The organism is Bacillus sp. SRL543 (assembly GCF_984799205.1).
Genome location: NZ_OZ481794.1, coordinates 4,540,225 through 4,564,996, shown reverse-complemented (window position 1 = coordinate 4,564,996; position 24,772 = coordinate 4,540,225). Strand labels below are relative to the sequence as shown.

The 24,772-nt window shown below is 48.9% G+C and carries 26 protein-coding genes and 1 pseudogene; 25 read left to right on the top strand and 2 right to left on the bottom strand.

Annotated elements, in window-relative coordinates:
* Positions 1-7: 7 nt before the first annotated feature.
* Both AC4E8B_RS23100 and AC4E8B_RS23095 read left to right on the top strand, forming a co-directional pair.
* A complete protein-coding gene (locus AC4E8B_RS23100) occupies positions 8-1,300 on the top strand; it encodes a methyl-accepting chemotaxis protein (protein WP_490215843.1) in 1,293 nt (430 codons plus the stop codon).
* A 120-nt stretch (positions 1,301-1,420) separates the two neighbouring features.
* On the top strand, positions 1,421-2,053 hold the full coding sequence (locus tag AC4E8B_RS23095) for an NUDIX hydrolase (RefSeq protein WP_490215842.1): 633 nt from the start codon (positions 1,421-1,423) through the stop codon (positions 2,051-2,053).
* Between the two features lie 36 nt (positions 2,054-2,089).
* Here AC4E8B_RS23095 and AC4E8B_RS23090 read toward each other — a convergent pair.
* Positions 2,090-2,398: pseudogene (locus AC4E8B_RS23090) on the bottom strand (C40 family peptidase); the annotation flags it as partial.
* Positions 2,399-2,410: 12 nt separating this feature from the next.
* A complete protein-coding gene (locus AC4E8B_RS23085; RefSeq protein WP_490215840.1) occupies positions 2,411-2,605 on the bottom strand; it encodes a hypothetical protein in 195 nt (64 codons plus the stop codon).
* A 207-nt stretch (positions 2,606-2,812) separates the two neighbouring features.
* Between AC4E8B_RS23085 and rpiB the strand changes: the two genes are divergently transcribed.
* The 23 genes from rpiB (at position 2,813) to nuoH (ending at position 24,708) form a co-directional block, all read left to right on the top strand.
* Positions 2,813-3,253, top strand: a complete 441-nt coding sequence (rpiB, locus tag AC4E8B_RS23080; RefSeq protein WP_490215838.1) for a ribose 5-phosphate isomerase B — start codon at positions 2,813-2,815, stop codon at positions 3,251-3,253.
* A gap of 20 nt (positions 3,254-3,273) precedes the next feature.
* Complete coding sequence (locus tag AC4E8B_RS23075; RefSeq protein WP_490215837.1) at positions 3,274-3,837, top strand: TIGR01440 family protein; 564 nt, start codon at positions 3,274-3,276, stop codon at positions 3,835-3,837.
* A 634-nt stretch (positions 3,838-4,471) separates the two neighbouring features.
* Positions 4,472-5,017 (top strand): sigma-70 family RNA polymerase sigma factor, encoded by a 546-nt coding sequence (locus AC4E8B_RS23070; RefSeq protein WP_490215836.1) that lies wholly within the window; start codon positions 4,472-4,474, stop codon positions 5,015-5,017.
* Positions 4,998-5,996 carry an anti-sigma factor gene (locus AC4E8B_RS23065; RefSeq protein WP_490215834.1) on the top strand — a complete coding sequence of 333 codons (999 nt, stop codon included), beginning with the start codon at positions 4,998-5,000 and terminating at the stop codon, positions 5,994-5,996. The genes AC4E8B_RS23070 and AC4E8B_RS23065 overlap by 20 nt, the downstream gene beginning before the upstream one ends.
* Before the next feature lie 143 nt (positions 5,997-6,139).
* The gene (gene glyA / locus AC4E8B_RS23060; RefSeq protein ID WP_490215832.1) at positions 6,140-7,381 is read left to right on the top strand and encodes a serine hydroxymethyltransferase; all 1,242 of its coding nucleotides are present in this window, start codon (positions 6,140-6,142) and stop codon (positions 7,379-7,381) included.
* A gap of 164 nt (positions 7,382-7,545) precedes the next feature.
* Positions 7,546-8,175 carry a uracil phosphoribosyltransferase gene (gene upp, locus AC4E8B_RS23055; protein WP_490215831.1) on the top strand — a complete coding sequence of 210 codons (630 nt, stop codon included), beginning with the start codon at positions 7,546-7,548 and terminating at the stop codon, positions 8,173-8,175.
* 398 nt (positions 8,176-8,573) lie between these two features.
* A complete protein-coding gene (locus AC4E8B_RS23050; RefSeq protein ID WP_490215830.1) occupies positions 8,574-9,590 on the top strand; it encodes a nuclease-related domain-containing protein in 1,017 nt (338 codons plus the stop codon).
* Positions 9,591-9,614: 24 nt separating this feature from the next.
* Positions 9,615-11,855 carry a S8 family serine peptidase gene (locus AC4E8B_RS23045; protein WP_490215828.1) on the top strand — a complete coding sequence of 747 codons (2,241 nt, stop codon included), beginning with the start codon at positions 9,615-9,617 and terminating at the stop codon, positions 11,853-11,855.
* Between the two features lie 327 nt (positions 11,856-12,182).
* The gene (locus tag AC4E8B_RS23040; RefSeq protein ID WP_490215826.1) at positions 12,183-12,404 is read left to right on the top strand and encodes an AtpZ/AtpI family protein; all 222 of its coding nucleotides are present in this window, start codon (positions 12,183-12,185) and stop codon (positions 12,402-12,404) included.
* A 6-nt stretch (positions 12,405-12,410) separates the two neighbouring features.
* Complete coding sequence (locus AC4E8B_RS23035) at positions 12,411-12,785, top strand: ATP synthase subunit I (RefSeq protein ID WP_129612994.1); 375 nt, start codon at positions 12,411-12,413, stop codon at positions 12,783-12,785.
* Between the two features lie 21 nt (positions 12,786-12,806).
* Positions 12,807-13,517 (top strand): F0F1 ATP synthase subunit A, encoded by a 711-nt coding sequence (atpB, locus tag AC4E8B_RS23030; RefSeq protein ID WP_490215824.1) that lies wholly within the window; start codon positions 12,807-12,809, stop codon positions 13,515-13,517.
* Positions 13,518-13,593: 76 nt separating this feature from the next.
* Entirely contained in the window at positions 13,594-13,806 is a 213-nt protein-coding gene (atpE, locus tag AC4E8B_RS23025; protein WP_009792631.1) for a F0F1 ATP synthase subunit C, read from the top strand.
* A gap of 217 nt (positions 13,807-14,023) precedes the next feature.
* Complete coding sequence (gene atpF / locus AC4E8B_RS23020) at positions 14,024-14,557, top strand: F0F1 ATP synthase subunit B (RefSeq protein WP_490215823.1); 534 nt, start codon at positions 14,024-14,026, stop codon at positions 14,555-14,557.
* Positions 14,554-15,090 (top strand): F0F1 ATP synthase subunit delta, encoded by a 537-nt coding sequence (locus AC4E8B_RS23015; protein WP_490215822.1) that lies wholly within the window; start codon positions 14,554-14,556, stop codon positions 15,088-15,090. Before atpF ends, AC4E8B_RS23015 begins: the two co-directional genes overlap by 4 nt.
* A 24-nt stretch (positions 15,091-15,114) precedes the next feature.
* Positions 15,115-16,623 (top strand): F0F1 ATP synthase subunit alpha, encoded by a 1,509-nt coding sequence (gene atpA / locus AC4E8B_RS23010; RefSeq protein ID WP_490215821.1) that lies wholly within the window; start codon positions 15,115-15,117, stop codon positions 16,621-16,623.
* Between the two features lie 155 nt (positions 16,624-16,778).
* A complete protein-coding gene (locus AC4E8B_RS23005) occupies positions 16,779-17,639 on the top strand; it encodes a F0F1 ATP synthase subunit gamma (RefSeq protein ID WP_490215819.1) in 861 nt (286 codons plus the stop codon).
* 168 nt (positions 17,640-17,807) lie between these two features.
* Positions 17,808-19,229, top strand: a complete 1,422-nt coding sequence (gene atpD / locus AC4E8B_RS23000; RefSeq protein WP_490219858.1) for a F0F1 ATP synthase subunit beta — start codon at positions 17,808-17,810, stop codon at positions 19,227-19,229.
* A 22-nt stretch (positions 19,230-19,251) separates the two neighbouring features.
* Positions 19,252-19,659 (top strand): F0F1 ATP synthase subunit epsilon, encoded by a 408-nt coding sequence (locus tag AC4E8B_RS22995; RefSeq protein WP_490215818.1) that lies wholly within the window; start codon positions 19,252-19,254, stop codon positions 19,657-19,659.
* Between the two features lie 757 nt (positions 19,660-20,416).
* A complete protein-coding gene (locus AC4E8B_RS22990; protein WP_490215816.1) occupies positions 20,417-20,791 on the top strand; it encodes an NADH-quinone oxidoreductase subunit A in 375 nt (124 codons plus the stop codon).
* Positions 20,782-21,294, top strand: coding sequence for a NuoB/complex I 20 kDa subunit family protein (locus AC4E8B_RS22985; protein WP_490215814.1), 513 nt, complete (start codon positions 20,782-20,784; stop codon positions 21,292-21,294). The genes AC4E8B_RS22990 and AC4E8B_RS22985 overlap by 10 nt, the downstream gene beginning before the upstream one ends.
* 4 nt (positions 21,295-21,298) lie before the next feature.
* Entirely contained in the window at positions 21,299-22,597 is a 1,299-nt protein-coding gene (locus tag AC4E8B_RS22980; RefSeq protein ID WP_490215813.1) for an NADH-quinone oxidoreductase subunit C, read from the top strand.
* A gap of 3 nt (positions 22,598-22,600) precedes the next feature.
* Positions 22,601-23,701, top strand: a complete 1,101-nt coding sequence (locus tag AC4E8B_RS22975) for an NADH-quinone oxidoreductase subunit D (RefSeq protein ID WP_490215812.1) — start codon at positions 22,601-22,603, stop codon at positions 23,699-23,701.
* Positions 23,701-24,708, top strand: coding sequence for an NADH-quinone oxidoreductase subunit NuoH (gene nuoH / locus AC4E8B_RS22970; protein ID WP_490215810.1), 1,008 nt, complete (start codon positions 23,701-23,703; stop codon positions 24,706-24,708). The genes AC4E8B_RS22975 and nuoH overlap by 1 nt, the downstream gene beginning before the upstream one ends.
* Positions 24,709-24,772 lie beyond the last annotated feature (64 nt).

Here is a 24,772-nt window from a genome sequence, read left to right as displayed (position 1 = left end):
GGCAATTATGGAGAAGAAGCGCTATAAGTTCGGGTTGAGAAAAAAGCTGGTGCTGTTAACGACCATATTGGCATTCATTACATACACGACGAGTGCTGTATTCATTTATGGCCTTTATCCGGCTGTGAAGGATTATCTGCCGTTCGGGGAATCGGCCTTCAACATCATCACGCTTACGCTTGGGGCCATGTGGTCTGGCGTATTAACGTTCGTGGCGGCCGGCTTTATCACGAAACCGCTTCAAAAGCTTGAGAAGACAGCCCTGAGAGCAGCGGAAGGGGATATAAGGGAAGACGCGGAGCTTTCAAAATCGGATGATGAAATCCGCTCACTCGGAGCGGCGTTCAATCATATGCTTTCCAACCTCCGTGAAATGGTCGCAAAAATCGATGAAAATTTTCAGCATACGAATGATAAAGTAATCAGCATTTCACAGGAAGCATCTGCGGCTGCGGAGCAGGCTGCAAGCATTTCGAGGACAATCGGTGAAATTTCACTTGGTGCCGACAGCTCAGCTGTATCGATCCAGGCGACCGCCGAATCGGTCGAGGATGCCACAAGGATTGCTGAGGAAGTGCAGCAGCAGGCAAAAACATCCCAGCAGGTTTCCGGTGAGCTTGTCGACGATCTGAATGAGTCGAAGAAAGTCATCCACTCTCTTGTATCGGGAATCACCAAGCTGGCGGAAGACAACCAGGAATCTTTGCAGACCGTCAAGCGGCTCGAAGAAAATGCGGTCAAGGTTGAGCATATCATCCAGCTGGTAGGAGATATCGCTGCCCAGACGAATCTGCTGGCGCTGAACGCATCGATTGAAGCAGCGCGCGCAGGCGAGCATGGCAAAGGCTTTGCGGTCGTGGCCGAAGAGGTCCGGAAGCTGGCGGATGAAAGCGCCAAAGCGGTCCAGGGCATTTCCGAATTGATTAAAAACATCCAGAATGAAGTCCAGAATGTTGTCAGGCAAATCACTGCCCAGGTCGAAACCGCATCGGCCGAAGGGAAAAAAGGCGTCAAAACCAATCAGGTCCTCGGCGAGATGACAAATACCGTCAACCAGATGGCATCGTCTGTCACAACGATTTCCAGCCTGGTAGAGCAGCAGATGGAAGGCATCCGCCATTCTGCCACCCAGTCGCAGGAAGTGGCAGCCATTGCAGAGGAAACATCGGCAGGAGCCCAGGAGGTCGCGTCTGCTACGGAGAACCAGGCAAGGGTCATTTCCAATGTAGAGCAGCTTGCCTTTGCATTAAAGAATGAGGCGGAAAAGCTGAAGGAAACGATTACGAAATTCAGGGTATAAACACAAAGCAAGAATCTCTGCAGCACAGGCGGGGATTCTTCTTTATTTCACAGCCGGCCATTTTGACAACAGTCAAATAGGGGAATAGATATAAAGATATATATGGAGGTGGATGGATGAATGAATATGGAGGAAATCATCGCAGGATTGGGCAGCCGGACACCGGCCATCCTGGGAAGCAATAAATTCATAAACTATTCAGTTCTCGTACCGCTGATTGAAAAAGAAGACGGTGTCCATGTCCTTTTTGAGGTCCGGTCCATGGAAATGCGCAGGCAGCCAGGGGAAATCTGCTTTCCGGGCGGCAGGGTCGACAGATCGGACCCGGATGTGAAGCATACAGCAATCAGGGAAACAACCGAAGAGCTTGGAATCCCGATGAATGAAATTAGAGGGACAGTTCCCCTTGACTATATGGTATCCCCGTTTGGCATGATCATCTACCCTTTTGCAGGAATGCTGAAGCCATCCCAGCCTTTCCAGGTTAACCCGAAAGAGGTGGGCGAAGTATTCACTGTGCCGCTTTCCTACCTGCTGCAAACCAAGCCCGAGATTTATAAAATGAATTTCAGGCTGGAGCCTGAAAACGGCTTTCCTTTTGATCGGATTGCAGGAGGCGAAAACTATAATTGGCAGACCAGGTCAATGGAGGAATGCTTCTACTATTTTGAGGATAAAGTCATCTGGGGGCTGACCGCCAGGATCCTGCAGCATTTTATAGAGATTGTCAATGGTCTCCCGGAACAAAAATAGGCCCTTCCCAAAGGAAAGGCCGCTGCTGCCGCAGGGTTATATGACCCGTTTGGCACCCAGGTATTTCTTCGCCCAATAAGAGTCTGTCATTTTGACAACAGTGACCCCTTTATTGACAGTAACCGCGAAGAACTGATTATGGCCGGCATAAATGCCAACGAAGGAAGCCTTTTTGCTGGTGCCGCCGGCTGTGTTGAAAAAGACAAGGTCGCCCGGCTTCAAGTCTTTTTTCAGGATGGTTTTTCCGGTTTGCTGCATAGCAGCAGAAGTCCTCGGAAGCTTAACGCCTGCTTTGCTGTAGACATGCTGTACAAAGCCGGAGGCATCAAATCCTTTCTCTGATGTGCCGCCGTATTTCTATTTGATTTTCGCATGGGCAAGCGCATCCGCATATTCAATGACAACATTTAATTTTTGCTCATAATTCAGCTTCTGCTGTAGCTTCCCGAAAGTATCGGTGAAAACGTCTGCAGATGCTCCTGCTGAATGGAAGGACAATCCTGCCATCAATACAGAAGCGGCAGCAAGGCCTTTAAATAAATTCTTTTTCATTTGAACTCCTTCTTTCTTCGTTTGTCTTCATTGGTAATTGTAAATGGCAGCGGGGAAAAAATCGTTAAGCATTGTTTACAGTTTCAGTGAATGGGCGTTACTTTTCTGTAATTTTTTAACCGCAGAAACAGTCCGGCCAGCTTTCTATTTCAGCTTACTTGTGTCAAAATAAAGGAAGAAATCGTGTTTATTTAGGAGGTTTTTGTCATGAAGGTTGCAATTGCTTCAGATCATGGCGGAGTGAATATCCGCGAAGAAATGAAACATTTGATGGAAGAAATGGGCATTGAATATGAAGATTTCGGCTGCGAATGCGGCGTCTCCGTCGATTATCCTGATTATGCACTCGCTGTAGCGGAGAAGGTAGCATCAGGCGAATTTGATAAAGGAATCCTGATCTGCGGTACAGGGATTGGAATGAGCATTTCCGCCAACAAGGTGAAGGGCATCCGCTGTGCACTGGTCCATGATGTGTTCAGCGCCAAAGCGACCCGCCAGCATAATGACAGCAATATCCTTGCCATGGGCGAGCGTGTGATCGGACCGGGACTTGCCCGGGAAATAGCGAAAACCTGGCTGGAAACCGAGTTTGAAGGCGGACGCCATGCGAACCGGATCGGAAAAATCAAAACCTACGAAGATCTATAAGCAACTGGAAGGGTGATACCATGTTCGAAGAGATTCAGACTGAATTGAGAGAAATCCTGGATGAGTTCGGCGGACAGGTGGCGCTTAACGAAAACAGCGTGCTTGTAGTCGGCTGCAGCACCAGTGAAGTAATCGGCAAAAGGATCGGCACATCCGGCACAGATGAAGCCGCAGCCATTCTTTTTAAAGAGCTGAAGGAGTTTGCCGGCCGGACAGGAGTAAGCCTCGCCTTCCAATGCTGCGAGCATTTGAACAGGGCGCTCGTCGTGGAAAGGCAGACAGCAGAGCAGAAGAACCTTGAGGAAGTATCAGTCGTACCGGTGCGCCAGGCCGGAGGGGCCATGGCCTCATACGCCTACAGGCAGTTCAAGGACCCGGCCGTCGTCGAATTCATCAAGGCTGACGCCGGCATCGACATCGGCGACACCCTCATCGGCATGCACCTGAAACATGTAGCAGTCCCAATCAGAACAAAACAAAAAAGCATCGGCAGCGCACACGTCACCCTCGCCTCCACAAGATCCAAACTCATCGGCGGAAGCCGCGCCGTGTATGAGAGGCTGCCGGAGAATGAATCGTGTTAAGGATATTTTTTTGTAAAAAAGGAGTACGGTGAAAATTATCCGTACTCCTTTTTGATTTGTAAAAAGATTGCCTGGCGCCACTGGGTTGCCAATTAAATTTTAAAGCACCTGTTGATTGCAGTGGAAGGCACGAAGACTCCTGTGGGAAATAGCGGAAAAGTTGAGACCCCACAGCGCGCAGCGCGAGGAGGCTCAACTCCGCCCCGCGGAAAGCGAAGTGCCTGCAGCGGAAATCAACAGCCCCATTGAAAAAATAAACCCTATGAATGAATCGGCAGTGCGAAAAAGTAGAAACACCACCCGCACTCTTATTGATTTTAAAAATACCTGCCTTGTTTCAGGGATTTGCCATAAAAGTTTAAGGCACCTGTTGATTGCAGTGGAAGGCACGAAGACTCCTGTGGGAAATAGCGGCAAAGCTGAGACCCCGCAGCGCGCAGCGCGAGGAGGCTCAACTCCGCCCCGCGGAAAGCGAAGTGCCTGGAACGGAAATCAACAGCTTCATACATAAATACAATCTATGTTTTTAGCAGCCTTTCCATGGCTGCTTTTATTTTTTCTAAGAATCCTGTAACAAATCCAATCCCCGTGCGTTATCATTATACCCATTCAAAGAAAGGAGGGGAAAAAGCAGTTGGACGCCCGCAGAAAAGAAAAACTCGATGACCTATACTCACACTACGCAAAACCGTTGTACTATTATCTGCTCAAGCTTTCCGGCTCAGACCATATGGCCGAAGAACTCGTGCAGGAAACCTTCGTGCGTGCAACTGTTTCACTCTCCTTTTACCAGCAGGAGGATGTGCGTGCCTGGCTGTTCAAAGTGGCCAGGAATGCCTATCTGGATGAATGGCGGAAACGCCAGCGCCGCAAATGGGTGCCGTTTGCAGACTATCTTTTTTCAAAAGAAGAAATGCTCAGCCCCTACGGCCTGCCCGAAGAAGAAGCACTGGCTGCCGAACTGGAGCAGGATGCCGCAGCTTTATTGGCAAGCCTGCCGGAAAAATACCGGACAGTCCTCTATTTAAGAGAATACGAGCATTTCAGCTATAAGGAGATACAGGAAGCGCTTGACCTGACAGAAAGCCAGGTGAAGGTCGATCTTCACCGCGCCAGGAAAAAGCTCGCTTCAATTGCAGAAAAGAAAGGATGGGAGAAGGATGGAAGACTGGAGCCCTGATAAAGAAAAGAAAATCCTGACGAAATACCGTTTTACCCTGACATTCCGGGTGGTCAAAATCATCATTGCCGCACTATTTTTCTTCTGGGTGTATATGCTGGCCGTCACGATCAGCTATGACAGCCTGCACCTGGACCGGAAACATACTTTTTACACTCAGCTGGCGATGGACTGGACCCAGCCGAACACTCATAAAGACTTTGGCGGAATCGCGCAGTCAGAAATTACACCATTTTTCACCCAGAAGATTTCTTATCCTGTAACAAGGCGGGTCGGCAAAGAAGAACAGCCTGCCGGTGAAATGCAGATCAGGAAAGGGCTTTTGAACAGCTATTCGACACGGGCGCTTTCCTATTATCAGCCGGATCAGGAAGGAGGCTTCCGATTCTATTTTCCCGAAGATCCGAAGACAGGAGGGAAGCTTGATGCCGGGGACAGCAACGGCGTTTGGGAGGCTTTGGATAAGGTCCACGAGGGGACAGTGGCAGAGGCTGCTTTTTCAACAGACCGGTTTATGGAGCCGGAGAAGCTGTTCGCTCTCCTTGCGCCTTATGATCTGGACGTTTTGTGGATGCCTTTGTATACAGGTGAATTAAAAACTTTTAAAGGAAACACTGGAAGCGGCGGCAACTCTATTTCTCCTATTCCGGCCTTCGGATTGACGGGGGGAAGGGAGATCAGCGATGACCGCATGTCAGAAAGTGAATACGAATTCACGCCGGACATGCTCGGCAAAAATAAAGAGCTGATGCTTGGACAGATGGAAAAGCTTCTGAAAGAAGAGCGGAAAAGCTATTATGAGAATTTCCTTGGCATCGGCTATCTTGAGGAACGGCATGCTTTTCTGGAAGAGAACGGCTTTCAGGTATACGGAGCGGTCGTGACAGGGCCGGTCAAGGAGCTGCTGAAGCTGAAGGAGGTTAAAGAGCTGCGCGGCGCCCAGCTTGGTGAAATGGATTATTGGAATTGGACGGAGTAGCGATATTCCTATGAGAAATGCCCCGCCTGTTTTTGGCGGGGTATTGAAGTTGGGTTCCTTTTTAAAACCAAAACATGATAGAATGTAAGAGGATTTTACAAAAAAAGCATACATATGTAGTTTTTCAAAAAGGGAGGATTACAATGAAGCATTTAGCACAGCAGGATGAGCAGGTTTTTCAATCAATTCAAGATGAATTGAAGCGCCAGAGAACGAAGATCGAATTAATAGCTTCCGAGAATTTTGTCAGTGAAGCGGTGATGGAAGCGCAAGGGTCTGTATTGACCAATAAATACGCGGAAGGCTATCCGGGCAGACGCTATTATGGAGGCTGTGAGCATGTTGATGTGACGGAAAATCTGGCGCGCGACCGTGCGAAGCAGATTTTCGGGGCAGAGCATGCCAACGTCCAGCCTCACTCAGGTGCCCAGGCGAATATGGCTGTTTACTTCACAATCCTGGAAACAGGGGATACTGTCCTTGGCATGAACCTGTCCCATGGCGGACACCTCACCCACGGCAGCCCCGTCAACTTTTCAGGCATCCAGTACAACTTTGTTGAATACGGGGTGGATAAAGAAACGCACCGCATCAATTATGATGATGTCCTTGAAAAAGCGCGCGAGCATAAGCCGAAGCTGATTGTAGCCGGTGCAAGTGCCTATCCGCGCGAAATCGACTTCAAGCGTTTCCGTGAAATTGCCGATGAAGTCGGTGCTTACCTGATGGTCGACATGGCCCATATCGCCGGACTGGTCGCAGCGGGACTCCACCAAAATCCTGTGCCATATGCTGACTTTGTAACAACCACTACACATAAAACACTGCGTGGACCGCGCGGCGGCATGATCCTTTGCCGTGAGGAATTCGCGAAGAAGATTGATAAATCTATCTTCCCTGGCATCCAGGGCGGCCCATTGATGCACGTGATCGCAGCCAAGGCTGTCGCATTCGGCGAAGCACTGCAGGACAGCTTCAAAGATTACGCGAAAAATATCATTGATAACGCTAAAGCGCTGGGAGAAGGACTGAAAGCGGAAGGCATCGACCTTGTTTCCGGCGGAACGGACAATCACCTTCTTCTGATCGATCTCCGCTCCCTTGGCCTGACAGGCAAGGTGGCTGAAAAGGTGCTTGATGAAATCGGCATCACCGTCAATAAAAATACGATTCCATTCGATCCGGAAAGCCCATTTGTCACAAGCGGCATCCGCATCGGAACAGCCGCTGTCACTTCCCGCGGCTTTGGCGAAAAAGAGATGAAGGAAATCGCATCCCTGATTGCCTTCACCCTGAAGAACCATGAGGACGAAGCAAAGCTTGCGGAAGCAAATAGCCGCGTTGAGGAACTCACAGGCAGATTTACCCTTTATAAAGAGCTTTAAGATGGAGGGCCTTCCTTTGCGGGAGGCTCTTTTTGCGGAGGGCTGCAAAGACTCATTACGAATAATTAACAATTTCTGCTCTCAGTTGCCCTTGCATTTATTTTTCTGTAAAATTAGACGAAGTGTAAACGAAACATAGCGAAGAAAAAAGGAGAGATTTTTCAATGGCAAAAGTATACGTCTTTGATCACCCGCTCATTCAGCACAAGCTTACATACATCAGAGAGAAAAACACAGGCACGAAAGAGTTCCGCGAACTGGTTGATGAGGTCGCAACACTTATGGCCTTCGAAATCACCCGCGACATGCCGTTGGAAGAGATTGAAATTGAAACTCCTGTCAGCGTAACAAAATCAAATGTCCTTTCCGGCAAAAAGCTGGGAATCGTACCGATCCTGCGTGCTGGAATCGGCATGGTGGACGGCATCCTGAAGCTGATCCCGGCTGCCAAGGTAGGGCATATCGGCCTTTACCGCGATCCGGAAACACTTCAGCCGGTTGAATATTATGCCAAGCTGCCAAGCGATGTCGAGGAAAGGGACTTCATCGTAGTCGATCCTATGCTTGCAACAGGCGGATCTGCCATTGAAGCGATGCATTCTTTGAAAAAGCGCGGCGCGAAAAATATCAAATTCATGTGCCTGATCGCAGCTCCTGAAGGTGTGGATGCAGTGAAGGAAGCACATCCGGACGTTGATATCTATATCGCTGCCCTCGACGAGAAGCTGAACGAAAAAGGCTATATCGTCCCAGGCCTTGGCGATGCAGGCGACCGTTTGTTTGGAACTAAATAAGTAAGAAGATTAATGGGACCGGCCGTGGGAGCGGCTGGTTTCTTGATTTTTTGGTAATTAATGTATTTTTTGTAGAAAGACGCAGATTTTATGTAGAATCATGCTAATTTTATGTAGAAAAACAAGAATAATTGGTAGAATAACGTCAGATTTATGTAGAATCAACATAAATCCTCCCTGCATTTTTAGGAAAAACTCCTCACTGTTTATGAAAAATATGTATTTCTGTATAAAATATAGACCAGCCTATGAAAATCCTCATTTTTTATGTAGAAAAAACAAGCTAACCCCAAGAAAATTTTAATAAAATCGAATTCACTCCTATTAAAAGAGGAAATCCATATTAAACAGAGAATCTAATACTGACCAAATACCATTCCAAAGAGGTGAATGTCCATATGATTGCCAAAAAAAGAGTCGTGCCTTTGAAAATCAGGCAGCTTGAAGCATTGTTGAGAAGATCGCCGTCCCATCATCCGAAAATCCCTCTGATTGAGCAGGAACTCATCAAACGCCGCACCGGTTACCGCGGAGAAAAGAATGTAGATTATCATCTTTCCTTCCTGCCGGATGAATACCTCATTTTTCATGGTCTCCGCTTAGTGCATCAGCACCCCTTCCAGATAGATACCCTTATCCTTGCCCCCTCATTTATCACAGTAGCTGAAATCAAGAACATTTCCGGTACACTATTTTTTGAAAAACACTCCCACCAAGTAATCAGGCAGTCCAGCAAGGGAGAGGACGGGTTTTCCAATCCGCTGTTTCAAGTCCAGCGCCATAAAATTCAGCTCAAAGGCTGGATGGAGAAAATGAAGCTTCCAGACCTGCCGATTGAGCCGCTGGTCATCATCAGCTCCAATTCAACGATTATTAAAACCAACATAGGTAATGAGCTTATCTATAATACCGTGATACATGCGGAACAGCTGCCCGGCAAACTCGATAAGCTCCGCCCATTATCTCCTACACTAATCCTAACAAGCAAAGAAATGAACAAACTGAAAAGGATTCTGCTGAAAAACCACGAGCCGCTCTATACATCCATTCTCGAACAATATAACATCTCACCTGAAGAAATTATTCGCGGGGTGCAATGCCCCGGATGCCAACTGTACGCGATGTCACGCATTCATGGCAGATGGATTTGCCCGGCTTGTGCGGGCGAGTCAAAAAAAGCCCACATCCGCGCGATACTCGATTACTTTCTCCTCGTGAAAAATTCCGTCAGCAGCCAGAAATGCAGAGACTTTCTGTTATATGACTCCAGCAGGAACATCCACCAACTTTTATCCACCCTCAACCTCCAATCCTCCGGCACCACCAAAAACCGCCTATACCACTCTCCCTCTGAAGAAAACTGGGATGACCTTGAAAACCTCCTGAATACTCCCGCCCTTGAAAACAAACCCTAAGGAAAAAGCCGAAAGGAGCCTTCCATGAAAAAAATTCTCCTCGTCATCAGTCTGTTTGCAGTCATGCTCTGTCCCCATGTGCATGCAAGAACTTTACAAATCCCGCCGCTCCCGGCTGAACCGCAGGATGAATACAGGGTGGCCATTGTACTGATGAAAGAAGGCAAAACCAAACAGGACCGGAACATCCTTCTTAGGCAATACCCTGAATTAACTCTCAGGCAAAGCTTCCAGGAGGCCTTGAACGGTTTTTCAGTAAAGGGGCCGGTCAGCATTCTTGACCGGCTTGCTAAAGAAGAGGAAGTCCTTAAAATATCCCAGGCGGTCACGTATCAGGCGGAAAGTGAGGATGGCATCAGCCTGATTGGCAGCCATACAGTCAGGGGGCTGTTTGATGAGAAGGGGGAGCGGCTGTCTGGGAAGGGTGTCACAATCGGGGTGATTGATACGGGGATTGATTATAATCATCCGGATCTGCGGAGGAATTACGCTGGCGGCCGCGACCTGGTGGACCAGGATGATGACCCGATGGAAACGGTGAAGACGGCGGGAGAGAATACTTTTCATGGAACCCATGTGGCAGGTGTGATTGCAGCCAATGGCAAAATGAGGGGAGTGGCTCCTGAGGCGAAGATCATTGCCTACCGGGCACTCGGCCCAGGCGGTGCAGGCACGACTGAACAGGTGATTGCAGCCGTTGAACAGGCTATTAAAGACAAAGTCGATATTCTGAATCTATCGCTCGGCAACAGTGTCAATGGCCCGGATCTGCCCATCAGCCTCGCCTTGAATAAAGCGGTAGACAAGGGCATTACCGCGGTTACTTCATCCGGTAATTCAGGACCGAATACCTGGACAGTCGGCTCGCCGGGCACCGCCTCCAAAGCAATTTCGGTTGGCGCCTCAACGCCAAAGCTCCGGGTTCCTTATCTCGACTTTGGCAGCGGGAAGAAAGTGAAATTGGATCCCCTTCAAGGCTCTTCGCTCTGGAATTTAGACCGATCCTATGAGATGGCGTTCGGCGGACTTGGCAAACCGGAGGAGCTTAAGCAGATAAAAGGGAAGATTGCCCTCATTCAGAGAGGCGGCCTTACTTTTTCCCAAAAAGCCAAAAATGCCAGGCAGGCAGGGGCCGTCGCCGTCATTATCTACAACAATACCGACGGAAGCTTTGCAGGCAATCTTGAGGAAGATGCCGGCCTGCCGGTTGTGTCGCTCTCTAAGCAGGAAGGGGACCAGCTTAAGGAGCGCCTGCAGGGAGAAACGGTGCTGGCCCGAACATATATAATAGAAGAAAAGGATCTTCTTGCCGATTTCAGCTCCCGCGGACCGGTGACCGATACTTGGGAAATCAAGCCGGACGTTCTTGCGCCCGGGGTGGCCATCAGCAGTACGGTTCCCGGGGGATATCTTCCTCTGCAGGGGACGAGTATGGCCTCACCCCATGTTGCTGGTGCATGTGCGCTGATTAAACAGGCCCACCCTGATTGGAGCCCGGAGGAAATCAAGTCCTCACTCATGAATACAGCTCTTCCTCTCTATAATGAAGGGGGCAGTCTGTACAGGACTTATGAACAGGGGGCAGGCCGCATTCAAATAGAGGATGCGGTGAAGGCCCCTTCCTTAGTGACGCCGGCCTCGCTCCAATTTGGCAAGTTCCGGATAGCGGGCCGTGAGAATGAACATGTCCGCTATCTGACCGTTAAAAATACCGGCAGCCGCACAGAATCCTATTCTTTCTCTGTACCCTCAAACGTCGGGGGGATAGAATGGGAAATTCCGCTCGCCTTTCGACTGGAACCCGGCGAGAAGAAAAAGCTGGCTGTAAAAATGAAGATAGACCCCGAAGAATTCAAACAGAAAATCCATGATGGGCGAATTGTTCTGAATGCGGGCAGCAGGAAAGTCAGCATCCCGTATTTGTATGTCCTCGAGGAGCCGGATTACCCGCGTGTGATGGGCTTTGATTTTGGAAAAGGCGACAACGGCGGGAGCTACCGCTATGAAGTCTATCTTCCAGGGGGGGCGGAAGAATTTGGGATTGCCCTGTTTGATCCTGATACGCTCCGGTTCATCCAATTTCTTGACTGGAAGCGGGATGCAGGCAAAGGCCAGATCCAGAAGGAATTGAAGAACGGTGACCTGCCGCCGGATGGCGTCTACATCGCCCAGGTCTTTGCAAGGAAAGCGGGGAGACAGGATATGATAGAGGCTTATCTGGAGGTAAAAAAAGAAGAGGAAAAAGGTGCAATTGGAGCGAGATGATACTCCGCTCCAATTGCAAGTTATTATCCCAAAAAAATATCGAAAATAGTGTGAACAAACACTTTTCGGTTTGCAGAGTTTGTGAACTTTTTCACTCCGAATGCATTGACATTGACAGATGCCTATTGTATGCTTACAAAGGGTATAAATGATAGGGTTTTCACAAAGATTCCCGCAGGTGAAAGTAACCGCAATCTGCGTGGTATCAGCAATGAAAACACTTACCTCAAAACCGCCCCCATTCTCTTTTCACTAGTAAGAAACTTTGCATTCTTAAGACAAAAAGACGTCAAGGGAATACATTTCTAGCATGGAGGATGCGTTATCATGCGTCGAAAAGACCGCCACCCATTTCAAGCCATGGCTTTGATGTCCGCCATCCTTTCCCAATTAGTAGGCTCCGTCCTGATCGGCATCTTCCTCGGAAGATGGCTTGACCATGTGATGGGAACCGGGCCTTTATTCCTGATACTCGGATTGCTTATAGGATTGGCAGCAGGGACTTATGCCATGCTTCACTTGGTCGGACGTTTCTTTACAGGAGACTAACAGCCTATGCCAGACCTCAAAACAATGTTTATACGGCAGCGCAAATACATATTCCTGCTGCTGTCAGTCTATGTTCTCGGTTGGGGATTCACCTCTTATCAATCTATCTTTATGGGGCTGATATTGGGGACAAGCCTGAGCCTGTTCAATTTATGGCTGATGGTAAGGAAGACGGACCAGCTTGGGGAAGCGGCAGCGAACGGCCAAAGGATGAGGTCGCTTGGGATGCTGTCGAGGATGGCGACGGCAGTGCTTGCCGTCATGATCAGCATGAAGTACCCGGATGAGGTGCATCTGATCAGCGTAGTTCTGGGATTAATGACATCATATATTGTCATTATGATAGATTATTTTCTTCAACTTTTTGTTTTACGTAAATAGCCGGGAAGAGAGGTGAATACTGTGCATCATGAAGCACCTATAGTTGAATTTCTTGGTTTGAATTTCAACTTGGCAAACATGTTGATGATTACAGTTGCCAGTGCCATTGTTTTCATCATCGCTGTTCTTTCCACTCGTACGCTCGCCATGAGACCAACCGGAATGCAGAACTTTTTCGAATGGATCATGGATTTTGTAAAAAACATCATCAACAGTACGATGGACTGGAAAGATGGCGGAAGATTCCATATCCTTGGAATCACGATCATTATGTATGTTTTTGTTTCAAATATGCTGGGGCTTCCATTCTCCGTGGTCATCAATGACCAGCTTTGGTGGAAATCGCCTACAGCAGACCCTGCTGTAACGCTCACATTGGCAGTTATGGTAGTTGGATTGTCGCACTATTACGGTGTAAAGCTTCGGGGAGTAGGGGAATACGGAAAAGAATTTTTCCGTCCATTCTGGTTCATGTTCCCGATCAAGATCATCGAGGAGTTTGCCAACACGCTTACACTCGGCCTTCGTCTCTATGGTAACATCTATGCGGGTGAAATCCTGCTGACACTGATTGCCGGAAGCCTGGCATCAGGGTGGGTCGGACATCTGGCCGCGATTGTACCAATGCTTGCATGGCAAGGGTTCTCAATATTTGTCGGCGCAATCCAGGCATTTATTTTCTGTATGTTAACAATGGTTTATCTCTCCCACAAAGTGAGCTCTGACCATTAATATATACCTGTTCATTCTATGAACAAAACATTCAAACACTATATTATTTTATACAATCCTAAGGAGGAACTTTATAATGGGTCTTTTAGCAGCAGCAATTGCAATTGGTTTGGCAGCACTAGGTGCCGGTATTGGTAACGGTCTTATCGTATCACGTACAGTTGAGGGGATTGCCCGTCAGCCGGAAGCTCGCGGAATGCTTCAAACAACTATGTTCATCGGGGTAGCGTTAGTTGAGGCCGTGCCGATCATCGCAGTTGTTATCGCGTTCATGGTTATTGGTCAATAATTATACTGCAGTACACATAATGGCGAAGATCATGGATGTGACCCTTCGCCATTCCTTTATGCCCAGGTGCGGATGCGCCTGATTCCTGAAGCACCGCCAGCATGTGCAGGCGGGTGCTGACTGGCTTTTTGAATCTGAATGAACCGAATTCATTTTATGAAATTCGTTAACTTGTTGATAGGGAAAGTGGAAGACTCTTGAAGGGAGTGAATCGAGGGTGTTAGCAAGCAATTTAGTATTAGGCGCTGCAGAAGGCGCAGCACATACAGCATTCAACGGCGGGGATATTTTATTCCAGCTGGCTATGTTTATCATTTTGTTGGCATTGCTCAAGAAATTTGCATGGGGTCCTTTGATGGGCATCATGAAACAGCGTGAAGAGCATATTGCCAATGAAATCGGCGCGGCTGAGCAAAGCCGTGTTGAAGCGAATAAGCTTCTGGAAGAGCAGAGAAGCCTTCTGAAGGAAGCGCGTACAGATGCTCAGAACCTGATTGAAGGTGCGAAAAAGCAAGGCGACGTGCAGCGTGAGGAAATCATCTTGGCAGCCCGTGCCGAAGCAGAGCGCGTGAAGGAATCAGCGAAGCTTGAAATCGATCAGCAGAAAGAAAAAGCAGTTGCCGCAATCCGCGAGCAGGTTGCTTCCCTGTCTGTCCTTATTGCTTCCAAAGTTATTGAGAAGGAACTGAGTGCAGCAGACCAGGAAAAGCTGATCAATGAATACATCCAAGAGGCAGGAGAAAACCGATGAGCGGCTCTACAGTAGCAAAGCGCTATGCGTTGGCTCTGTTCCAGCTTGCGAATGAACATCAGCTTCTTGGCCAAATGGAAGAAGACCTTCGCATCGTCAAAGATGTCGTAAACAATAATAAGGGCCTGGATGCAGTCCTGAAATCCCCGAAACTTGAGAATGATGAGAAAAAAGGGATCATCAAAACTGCCTTCGCGTCTGTTAATCCTTTAGTACTTAATACACTTATGCTATTGATTGACCGCCACCGTGAAGATCAATTCTCTGATCTTGCGGAGGAGTTCATCAGCCTTGCGAATGACGCAAGGGGCATTGCGGAAGCAAAGGTCTACTCAGTCCGTCCGCTGACAGAATCTGAGAGCAGCGAGCTATCTGCTGCATTTGCATCAAGGGTTGGAAAAACGTCCCTCCGCATTGAAAATATCGTGGACCCAGGCCTGCTCGGCGGCATCAAGCTCCGCATCGGAAACAGGATTTTCGACGGCAGCATGCGCGGCAAGCTGGAACGCCTGGAACGTCAATTATTAAGCTAAGATTTATAGATAGGGGTGAAACTCATGAGCATCAAAGCTGAAGAAATCAGTGCGCTGATAAAAAAGCAGATCGAAAACTATCAGTCGGAAATTCAAGTGAGTGATGTAGGTACAGTTATCCAGATCGGTGACGGTATCGCCCGTGCTCATGGCCTCGACAATGTCATGGCTGGAGAACTTGTTGAATTTTCAAACGGCGTTATGGGTATGGCACAAAACCTTGAAGAAAATAACGTCGGTATTATCATCCTTGGCCCATATACTGAAATCCGTGAAGGAGATGAGGTCCGCCGTACGGGCCGCATCATGGAGGTTCCTGTCGGGCCTGAGCTGATCGGGCGCGTAGTCAACCCGCTTGGACAGCCTGTTGATGGCATGGGGCCGATCAACACAACAAAAACACGTCCGATCGAAAGCCCTGCACCAGGCGTTATGGACCGTAAATCCGTCCATGAGCCGCTGCAGACTGGTATCAAAGCGATCGACGCCCTTGTGCCAATCGGACGCGGACAGCGTGAGCTTATCATCGGTGACCGCCAGACTGGTAAAACTTCCGTTGCCATCGATACAATCCTGAACCAGAAGGACCAGGATATGGTATGTATCTATGTAGCTATCGGACAAAAAGAATCTACTGTCCGTAATGCAGTAGAAACGCTCCGCAAGACAGGTGCATTAGAGTACACAATCGTTGTTACTGCTTCTGCATCCCAGCCGGCTCCGCTATTGTTCCTTGCTCCATATGCAGGTGTAACATTCGGTGAAGAATTCATGTACAATGGCAAGCACGTTCTTGTCGTATATGATGATCTTACAAAACAAGCGGCTGCTTACCGTGAGCTTTCACTATTATTGCGCCGTCCTCCAGGACGTGAAGCATATCCAGGGGATGTATTCTACCTGCACAGCCGCCTGCTTGAGCGTGCTGCAAAGCTGAGCGATGCGAAGGGCGCAGGTTCCATCACTGCACTTCCTTTCATCGAAACACAGGCAGGGGATGTATCAGCATACATTCCAACTAACGTTATCTCTATCACGGACGGACAAATCTTCCTTCAGTCTGACCTGTTCTTCTCAGGCGTACGCCCTGCGATCAACGCTGGTCTTTCTGTATCACGCGTCGGCGGATCTGCACAGATCAAAGCGATGAAAAAGGTATCCGGTACATTGCGTCTGGACCTTGCATCATACCGTGAGCTTGAAGCATTTGCCCAGTTCGGTTCTGACCTTGATAAAGCAACACAAGCCAAGCTTAACCGCGGTGCCCGTACAGTTGAAGTACTGAAGCAGGATCTTAACAAGCCGCTTAAGGTTGAAAAGCAGGTAGCCATCCTGTATGCATTGACACGCGGCTTCCTAGACGATATCCCTGTCCAGGACGTCCGCCGTTTCGAAGCTGAATTCCTTACATGGCTTGACCATAACAAGAAAGATTTGTTAGACCATATCGCATCGACGAAAGAGCTTCCTGCTGACGATGATATGGCTTCTGCGATCAACAGCTTCAAAAAGACTTTCGCAGTAACCGAGTAATAGCGCAGGTCCCAAGCAGAAAAAGCCTGATTCAGGCTTTTTCCCTTGAGGATGGATATCGCTGTTAAAGGTCTGACAATAGAAGCGCTGGCGGGGCTGCTCCATAGCGGGCAGGCTCTCAGCCTGACATTCTTTGAAAAGGGTGGTGAGAACCTGTGGCATCATTGCGCGATATAAAAAATAGGATCACTTCTACAAAGAAGACGAGCCAAATCACAAAGGCCATGCAAATGGTATCTGCGGCAAAAATGAACCGTGCAGAAATGAATGCTAAGTCATTCGTTCCCTACATGGAAAAAATCCAGGAAGTGACTGCCAGCATCGCACTGGGCAGCACTGATGTATCCCATCCGATGCTGACATCCCGTCCCGTTAAAAAGACAGGATACCTAGTCATCACTTCCGACCGCGGATTGGCCGGGGCATACAACAGCAATATCTTGCGGACTGTATACCAGACCATTCAAAAACGCCATAAATCAAATGATGAGTACGCAATCATCGCCATCGGCCGCATTGGGCGCGATTTCTTCAGGAAGCGCGGCATGAACGTCATTCTGGATATCGTGGCAGTTGCGGACCAGCCTGCTTTTGCGGAAATCAAAGATATTGCCGGCAAAACGGTAGGGATGTTTTCAGACGAAACATTTGATGAACTATATATTTATTACAGCCATTATGTCAGTGCAATCCAGCAGGATGTAACAGAGAAGAAACTTCTCCCGCTTACGGATATCTCTTCTTCCGGCGGAAAGCTTACATCCTATGAATTCGAGCCTTCTGCAGAAGATATTCTGGAAGTCCTTCTTCCGCAATATGCAGAAAGCCTGATCTATGGCGCTCTTCTGGACAGCAAGGCCAGTGAGCACGCGGCCCGCATGACAGCCATGCAGAGTGCGACGGATAATGCGAAGGAGCTTATCAATTCGCTTAGCCTCAGCTACAACCGTGCGCGTCAGGCGGCCATTACCCAGGAAATTACCGAAATCGTCGGCGGCGCGGCAGCGCTGGAATAATAAATGCCGGCCCTGGCTGCTTTTAGAAGCTTCTGCTTAAGTGTCTTCACTGCTGATGGCGCCAAAGCAGCTGCATCTTACAGCACAGGCAAGGCAAGATAGAGACGCCCGACTGATATCATGCCAGGCGCAATCCTCTATTGAATTGAAATATTAGGAGGGAAAATGATGAACAAAGGACGCGTTCTTCAAATCATGGGTCCGGTTGTTGACGTAAAGTTTGACAGCGGCGAGCTTCCGCAAATCTACAATGCATTAACAATCTCAGTCCCTGCGCGTAACGAATCTGAAGTTGCAATCAGCTTAACCCTTGAAGTTGCCCTTCACTTAGGTGATGATACAGTTCGTACTATTGCCATGGCTTCTACCGACGGATTAACCCGCGGAGCAGAAGTTACTGACACTGGTGCACCTATCTCTGTACCTGTTGGGGATATCACTCTTGGACGTGTATTCAACGTACTTGGTGAAACAATCGACCTGGATCCGGCACTTGAAGCCGGCATCCGCCGCGACTCCATCCACAGGGAAGCACCTAAATTCGAGCAGCTTTCAACTGAGGTTGAAATCCTCGAAACTGGAATCAAAGTAGTAGACCTTCTTGCACCTTACATCAAGGGTGGTAAAATCGGCCTCTTTGGTGGTGCCGGTGTAGGTAAAACCGTTCTGATCCAGGAATTGATCAATAATATCGCCCAGGAGCACGGCGGTATCTCCGTATTCGCCGGTGTCGGCGAGCGTACACGTGAAGGTAATGACCTTTACCACGAGATGACCGACTCAGGCGTTATCAAGAAAACAGCAATGGTATTCGGCCAGATGAACGAGCCGCCAGGAGCACGTATGCGTGTTGCCCTTACAGGTTTGACAATGGCTGAATTCTTCCGTGATGACCAAGGACAGGACGTTCTTTTCTTCATGGATAACATCTTCCGTTTCACACAGGCAGGTTCTGAGGTTTCCGCCCTGTTAGGCCGTATGCCTTCAGCGGTAGGTTACCAGCCGACACTTGCAACAGAAATGGGACGCCTTCAGGAACGTATCACATCTACTAACGTAGGTTCTGTTACTTCCATCCAGGCAATCTATGTACCAGCCGATGACTATACGGATCCGGCTCCTGCAACAACGTTCGCTCACTTGGATGCAACAACTAACCTTGAGCGTAAGCTTTCTGAGATGGGTATCTACCCTGCGGTGGATCCTCTTGCTTCAACTTCCCGCGCACTGTCGCCGGAAATCGTTGGAGAAGAGCACTACTCAGTAGCGCGTCAGGTTCAATCAACGCTTCAGCGTTACAGAGAACTTCAGGATATCATTGCGATCCTCGGTATGGATGAGCTTTCTGACGAAGATAAGCTTGTTGTACACCGTGCACGCCGTATCCAGTTCTATCTATCACAGAACTTCCACGTTGCCGAGCAGTTCACTGGCCAGAAGGGTTCTTATGTTCCAGTTAAAGAAACTGTCAAAGGCTTCAAAGAAATTCTTGAAGGCAAATACGACCATCTTCCAGAAGATGCTTTCCGTCTTGTCGGAACGATCGAAGACGTGCTTGAAAATGCGAAAAGCATGGGCGTAGAGGTCTAATTTCGGACCAGGAGGGTAAAAAATGAAGACGATCAAAGTCAGTGTTGTTACTCCCGATGGCCCGGTGTACGAATCAGATGTGGACATGGTCAGCACCAAAGCTCAAAGCGGCGAGCTTGGCATCCTGCCTGGACATATTCCAATGGTCGCACCGCTGCAAATTGGAGCCGTCCGCCTGAAGAATGGCGGAAATACTGAATTCCTGGCAGTCAATGGCGGCTTCATCGAAGTCCGTCCGGATCAAGTAACGATCCTAGCGCAATCCGCTGAGCAATCAGAAGGAATCGACATCGAGCGTGCCAAAAGCGCAAAAAACCGCGCCGAACAGCGCCTCGCCGATCAAAAGCGCGACAACATTGACGCCAAACGGGCCGAACTAGCCCTCCAAAGGGCAGTCAACCGTATTTCAGTTGCTGAAAGAAGAATATAATTATAAAAACCTCCGGTCATGTGCCGGGGGTTTTTATTTTGGCTTATATTGTATAAAGAGAGGCTTTTTCAGCTAATGCGGCGGCAAGATAGTGAAGGAATGGTTAAAAAAAACAGGAAATCTTATCCCTATTCGAGTGTCCAGCAAGCCTTAAAATAAGCGGAGATTTTCCGGTTAAGCTGCTGAATATGGCACGGGTGGGAGTAATTAAGCGGACAATTTCCGGTTAAGAAGAGAGAAGTTGCCCATTTTCCTGTTTTTTGAGTCGATAACCGGAATTTCTCCGTCTATTTTAGCCATTTTTAGAGACTTTTCAAGAATAAGGGAAATTTCTCCGCTTATTTTTCGTCATGAATCCATAAAAATTATAAAAACCCCTGTTGATTGCAGTGGAAGGCAAGACTCCTGTGGGAGATAGCGGCAGGGCTGAGACCCTGCAGCGCGCAAGCATGAGGAGGCTCAACTTCCCCCCGCGGAAAGCGAAGTGCCGCAACGGAAATCAACAGCCCCATTACCAGCACAAATCCACTCTCCTTAAGAATAAGCCCTCAACTATTTTATTATTAACTAACCCCACAGTCCCTATATCAGAAAAACATAGGTCATAACTCCAACGATTCTGCGTAAAATGTACAAGGGCCTCAATATTTCCAAATAATACATAAGCTTTATCGACAGTAAAAACCAACGATGCTATAATGATAACGATTACATTTCTAAAAGTTTTGAAAATTCACATGTTTTAGGAGGGAAAGACATGGATTTGCTGAACTTATACCAAAATAACTATCTAATTGTCTTTGTATTTCTATGTCTTGGTGTCCTGCTTCCTGTCATAGCATTATTCATGGGGAAGCTCCTTCGCCCCCACAAGCCGTCAGAAGCAAAGTACACCACATACGAAAGCGGGATTGAACCATTCCATGATTCCAGGGTACAGTTCAATGTCCGCTATTATATTTTTGCCCTCATGTTTGTCATCTTCGATGTTGAAACCGTATTTTTATACCCCTGGGCTGTCGCCTATGAAAAACTCGGAATATTTGCCCTGATTGAAATGCTCATTTTTACCATCATGCTGGTCATCGGACTAATCTACGCATGGAAGAAGAAGGTGCTCAAATGGACTTGAAGCTCGAGGATATCACACCGGAAGAAATGCAGGAGCTGCAGCGTAATGTATTTATGGCCACACTTGAACAAATCAAAGCCTGGGCCAGAAGCAATTCTCTATGGCCGATGACTTTCGGTCTTGCCTGCTGTGCAATCGAAATGATGGGAGTGGGTTCTTCCCACTATGACCTGGACCGGTTCGGCTCATTTTTCCGAACCTCACCGCGCCAGTCGGACGTCATGATTGTCTCCGGGACTGTTACGAAAAAAATGGCGCCGATCGTCCGCCGCCTGTATGATCAAATGCCTGAGCCCAAATGGGTCATTGCCATGGGTTCCTGTGCAACGGCCGGCGGGCCTTATGTTAAGTCTTATTCGGTTGTTAAAGGTGTCGACCAGATCGTCCCGGTGGATGTATACATACCAGGCTGTCCGCCAAATCCGGCAGCTCTGATCTATGGAATCAACAAGCTTAAAGAAAAAATCCGTTACGAAGCAAAGACCGGGAAGCGGGTGATCTAGACCAATGGGCGATGAAAAGGATAAAGAGCAGCTGAAGAAAGAGGCAGCAGAAAAGGCCAAAGCAATCGCCAAAAAGCGCCTTGAAGAACAGCGTGCAGCTGAACAGGCTGAAATAAAGGAAGCATCAGACTCAGAAGAAGACCTTGCGAAAAAGAAAGCCGCCGCAGCCGCCAAAGCGAAGGCCGCAGCTCTCGCAAAAATGAAAGCCAAGGAACAGGAAGCCAAAGAAGAGAACTCCGCTTCTGAAGAAATGGAAGAAGACCTTGCGAAAAAGAAAGCCGCAGCAGCCGCCAAAGCAAAGGCCGCAGCCCTTGCAAAAATGAAAGCCAAGGAACAGGAAGCCAAAGAAGAGAACTCCGCTTCCGAGGATATAGAAGAAGACCTTGCGAAAAAGAAAGCCGCAGCAGCCGCCAAAGCGAAGGCCGCAGCCCTTGCAAAAATGAAAGCCAAGGAACAGGAAGCCAAAGAAGAGAACTCCGCTTCCGAGGATATAGAAGAAGACCTTGCGAAAAAGAAAGCCGCCGCAGCTGCCAAAGCCAAGGCAGCCGCCGCGGCAAAGGCAAAAGCGGCAGCTATGGCAAAGCAAGCAGGCGAGTCTGGCACAGATGACGAAAAGGCAAAAGCTATTGCAGCCGCTAAGGCGAAGGCAGCGGCCGCAGCCAAAGCAAAAGCCGCTGCTGCCGCAAAAACTTCAGGAGCAGGCGGTGATGATGAAAAAGCCAAAGCTATTGCCGCAGCCAAGGCAAAAGCCGCAGCAGCCGCCAAAGCGAGGGCTGCGGCAGGAGCAAAGGCGTCCGCAGAGCCTGGGGCGGAGCAGCAGCCTTCGAAAAATCAGCCTTTCCTTGATTTGTACAAAAAGGTAATTGAAGAGCATCTCGGAGGGGATGTATTGGAAGATTCCTATATTAATAGGCTTTCGAAAGACGTTCCGACTCTTGTCGCAAGGCAGGATACATATTTCAGGATTGCAGAGTTCCTGCGCTATAACGAACAGCTGGGCTTTGACTATCTTTCCGAGCTTCATGGCACCGACTTTGAAACCCATATGGAGATTTATGTGCATTTGTACTCTTATAAAAACAGCCAGACGGTTGCATTGAAGACAAAGATAGACCGTTCAGACCCGGTCATAGAGTCGCTGGCAGCTTTGTGGCCGGGGGCCAACTGGCCGGAATGCGAAGCGTATGACCTGCTTGGCATCAGCTTCAAGGGCCATCCAGGATTGTACCGGATCATGCTCGGGGAAGAATGGATCGGCCATCCGCTCCGAAAAGATTATGAACCCTATGATGTGGAGGTGTAGCCGATGCTGCGAACAGAGGAAATGCTCCTGAACGTCGGGCCGCAGCACCCCAGTACACACGGTGTTTTCAGGCTCGTCCTTAAAATAGACGGAGAAATCATTAAAGAAGCAAAGCCTGTCATCGGCTATCTGCACAGAGGAACGGAAAAGCTGGCCGAAAATCTTCAGTATACACAAATCATCCCTTATACAGACAGGATGGATTATCTTGCTGCCATGACGAATAACTATGTGATCGTCCATGCGGTGGAAACGATGATGAACATTGAAATTCCGGAGCGGGCAGAATATCTGCGCGTCATCTCGATGGAGCTCGGCAGGATCGCAAGCCACCTGGTATGGTGGGGAACCTATCTGCTCGATATCGGGGCGGTAAGTCCCTTCCTGTACGCTTTCCGCGAACGGGAAATGATCATCAATATGCTGAACGAGCTGAGCGGGGCCAGGCTTACCTTTAACTATATGAGGGTCGGGGGCGTCAAATGGGATGCTCCTGAAGGCTGGATTGAGAAGGTCAAAGAATTTATCCCTTATATGAGGGAGCAGCTGAAAGGCTATCATGACCTCGTCACAGGAAATGAGATCTTCATGAACCGTGTAAAAGGTGTGGGGACTTATACGAAAGAGGAGGCGCTCAGCTACTCGCTGAGCGGCGCCAATCTCAGGTGTACAGGCGTCAAATGGGATCTTCGCAAAGATGAGCCGTACTCCATTTATGACCGCTTCCAATTCGATGTGCCTGTCCGGGAAGGCGGGGATGCATGGGCCAGGTATCATTGCCGGCTTGAGGAAATAGAAGAGTCCCTCAAAATACTGGAGCAGGCAGCAGAGCAATTCCCGCAGGATGGAGAATTCATGGCGAAGGTTCCGAAAATCATTAAAGCGCCGAAGGGCGAAGCCTTTGTAAGGATTGAATCGCCGCGCGGCGAGATCGGCTGCTATATTGCCAGCAACGGGAAAAAAGAGCCGTACCGCCTGAAATTCAGGAGGCCGTCTTTCTATAATCTTCAGATACTCCCCAAGCTCCTGGTGGGGGAGAATATCGCCAATCTGATCGCTATTTTAGGAGCGATTGATATTGTACTAGGGGAGGTGGACGGCTGATGGTAAACGAACTGCTCCGTTCAGAACCCGGCCTTCTGAACTTTGGCATCTTTTTTGCGCTTGCGGCTGTTCTTCTGCTTGTCGTGCTCGGGTTTGTCACCTATGCCATCCTGGCAGAACGGAAAGTAATGGGCTTTATGCAGCTGAGGCAGGGGCCTAACCAGGTCGGAGGGCGATGGGGCCTGCTGCAGACAGTGGCAGATGTGCTGAAGCTGCTGTTGAAAGAAGACACCATCCCGAAGCTGGCGGACCGTCCGCTGTTCATCCTTGCGCCGGTCATTGCCTTTACGCCGGCCTTTATGGTCCTGGCAGTCATCCCGTTCACAGATAAATTCCAGTTTGCCGACATCGGCGTCGGGCTGCTCTACTATATTGCCATTTCCGGTTTGACGACGATCGGAATCGTAACCGGAGGATGGGCATCCAATAATAAATATGCGCTCCTCGGCGGCATGAGGGCGGCCGCACAGATGATTTCCTATGAAATCCCCCTCGTCATGTCTGTGCTTGGGATCGTGCTTCTGACAGGAAGCCTGAATCTCAATGAGATAGTAGAGGCGCAGCGGGGCGGCTGGTTCATTATCTGGCAGCCGGTCGCGTTCATCATCTTCATCATCGCCTCTACAGCCGAGCTGAACCGGGCTCCGTTTGATCTCCCGGAGGCGGAATCAGAGCTGGTCGCAGGATTTCATGTAGAATATTCAGGGTTTCGCTGGGCATTTTTCATGCTGGCGGAATATGTGTATTTTTTTGCAATGGCTTCCCTGACCACTGTCCTGTTTCTCGGGGGCTGGCTTCCGCTGCCATTCCTTGGCTTCATTCCCGGTGCAGTCTGGTTTGCCCTTAAATTCAGCATGGTCGTCTTCCTGCTCATCTGGTTCAGGGTCACCTTCCCCCGCATCCGTGCAGACCAGCTGATGGAGTTCGGCTGGAAGGTGCTGCTGCCGGCTGCCCTGGCAAATATATTCCTGACCGCGATCATTAAAGAGCTGATTAAATACTTCTAAACATGCAGCCCGGCACAGATGCCGGGAATGCCGTTTATATACCAGACTGATAGAAAGGGTGAAA

What these genes read in the sequence shown, in the direction of transcription:
- AC4E8B_RS22990 (WP_490215816.1), top strand. Translation starts at nt 20,417, where the DNA reads ATGGATTTGCTGAACTTATACCAAAATAACTATCTAATTGTCTTTGTA.
- nuoH (WP_490215810.1), top strand. Translation starts at nt 23,701, where the DNA reads ATGGTAAACGAACTGCTCCGTTCAGAACCCGGCCTTCTGAACTTTGGC.
- AC4E8B_RS23040 (WP_490215826.1), top strand. Translation starts at nt 12,183, where the DNA reads ATGCGTCGAAAAGACCGCCACCCATTTCAAGCCATGGCTTTGATGTCC.
- AC4E8B_RS23095 (WP_490215842.1), top strand. Translation starts at nt 1,421, where the DNA reads ATGAATATGGAGGAAATCATCGCAGGATTGGGCAGCCGGACACCGGCC.
- rpiB (WP_490215838.1), top strand. Translation starts at nt 2,813, where the DNA reads ATGAAGGTTGCAATTGCTTCAGATCATGGCGGAGTGAATATCCGCGAA.
- AC4E8B_RS23035 (WP_129612994.1), top strand. Translation starts at nt 12,411, where the DNA reads ATGCCAGACCTCAAAACAATGTTTATACGGCAGCGCAAATACATATTC.
- atpA (WP_490215821.1), top strand. Translation starts at nt 15,115, where the DNA reads ATGAGCATCAAAGCTGAAGAAATCAGTGCGCTGATAAAAAAGCAGATC.
- AC4E8B_RS23045 (WP_490215828.1), top strand. Translation starts at nt 9,615, where the DNA reads ATGAAAAAAATTCTCCTCGTCATCAGTCTGTTTGCAGTCATGCTCTGT.
- AC4E8B_RS22985 (WP_490215814.1), top strand. Translation starts at nt 20,782, where the DNA reads ATGGACTTGAAGCTCGAGGATATCACACCGGAAGAAATGCAGGAGCTG.
- atpD (WP_490219858.1), top strand. Translation starts at nt 17,808, where the DNA reads ATGAACAAAGGACGCGTTCTTCAAATCATGGGTCCGGTTGTTGACGTA.
- AC4E8B_RS22975 (WP_490215812.1), top strand. Translation starts at nt 22,601, where the DNA reads ATGCTGCGAACAGAGGAAATGCTCCTGAACGTCGGGCCGCAGCACCCC.
- AC4E8B_RS23050 (WP_490215830.1), top strand. Translation starts at nt 8,574, where the DNA reads ATGATTGCCAAAAAAAGAGTCGTGCCTTTGAAAATCAGGCAGCTTGAA.
- AC4E8B_RS23015 (WP_490215822.1), top strand. Translation starts at nt 14,554, where the DNA reads ATGAGCGGCTCTACAGTAGCAAAGCGCTATGCGTTGGCTCTGTTCCAG.
- AC4E8B_RS23065 (WP_490215834.1), top strand. Translation starts at nt 4,998, where the DNA reads ATGGAAGACTGGAGCCCTGATAAAGAAAAGAAAATCCTGACGAAATAC.
- AC4E8B_RS23075 (WP_490215837.1), top strand. Translation starts at nt 3,274, where the DNA reads ATGTTCGAAGAGATTCAGACTGAATTGAGAGAAATCCTGGATGAGTTC.
- AC4E8B_RS23085 (WP_490215840.1), bottom strand. Translation starts at nt 2,605, where the DNA reads ATGAAAAAGAATTTATTTAAAGGCCTTGCTGCCGCTTCTGTATTGATG.
- AC4E8B_RS22995 (WP_490215818.1), top strand. Translation starts at nt 19,252, where the DNA reads ATGAAGACGATCAAAGTCAGTGTTGTTACTCCCGATGGCCCGGTGTAC.
- glyA (WP_490215832.1), top strand. Translation starts at nt 6,140, where the DNA reads ATGAAGCATTTAGCACAGCAGGATGAGCAGGTTTTTCAATCAATTCAA.
- AC4E8B_RS23100 (WP_490215843.1), top strand. Translation starts at nt 8, where the DNA reads ATGGAGAAGAAGCGCTATAAGTTCGGGTTGAGAAAAAAGCTGGTGCTG.
- AC4E8B_RS22980 (WP_490215813.1), top strand. Translation starts at nt 21,299, where the DNA reads ATGGGCGATGAAAAGGATAAAGAGCAGCTGAAGAAAGAGGCAGCAGAA.
- atpE (WP_009792631.1), top strand. Translation starts at nt 13,594, where the DNA reads ATGGGTCTTTTAGCAGCAGCAATTGCAATTGGTTTGGCAGCACTAGGT.
- upp (WP_490215831.1), top strand. Translation starts at nt 7,546, where the DNA reads ATGGCAAAAGTATACGTCTTTGATCACCCGCTCATTCAGCACAAGCTT.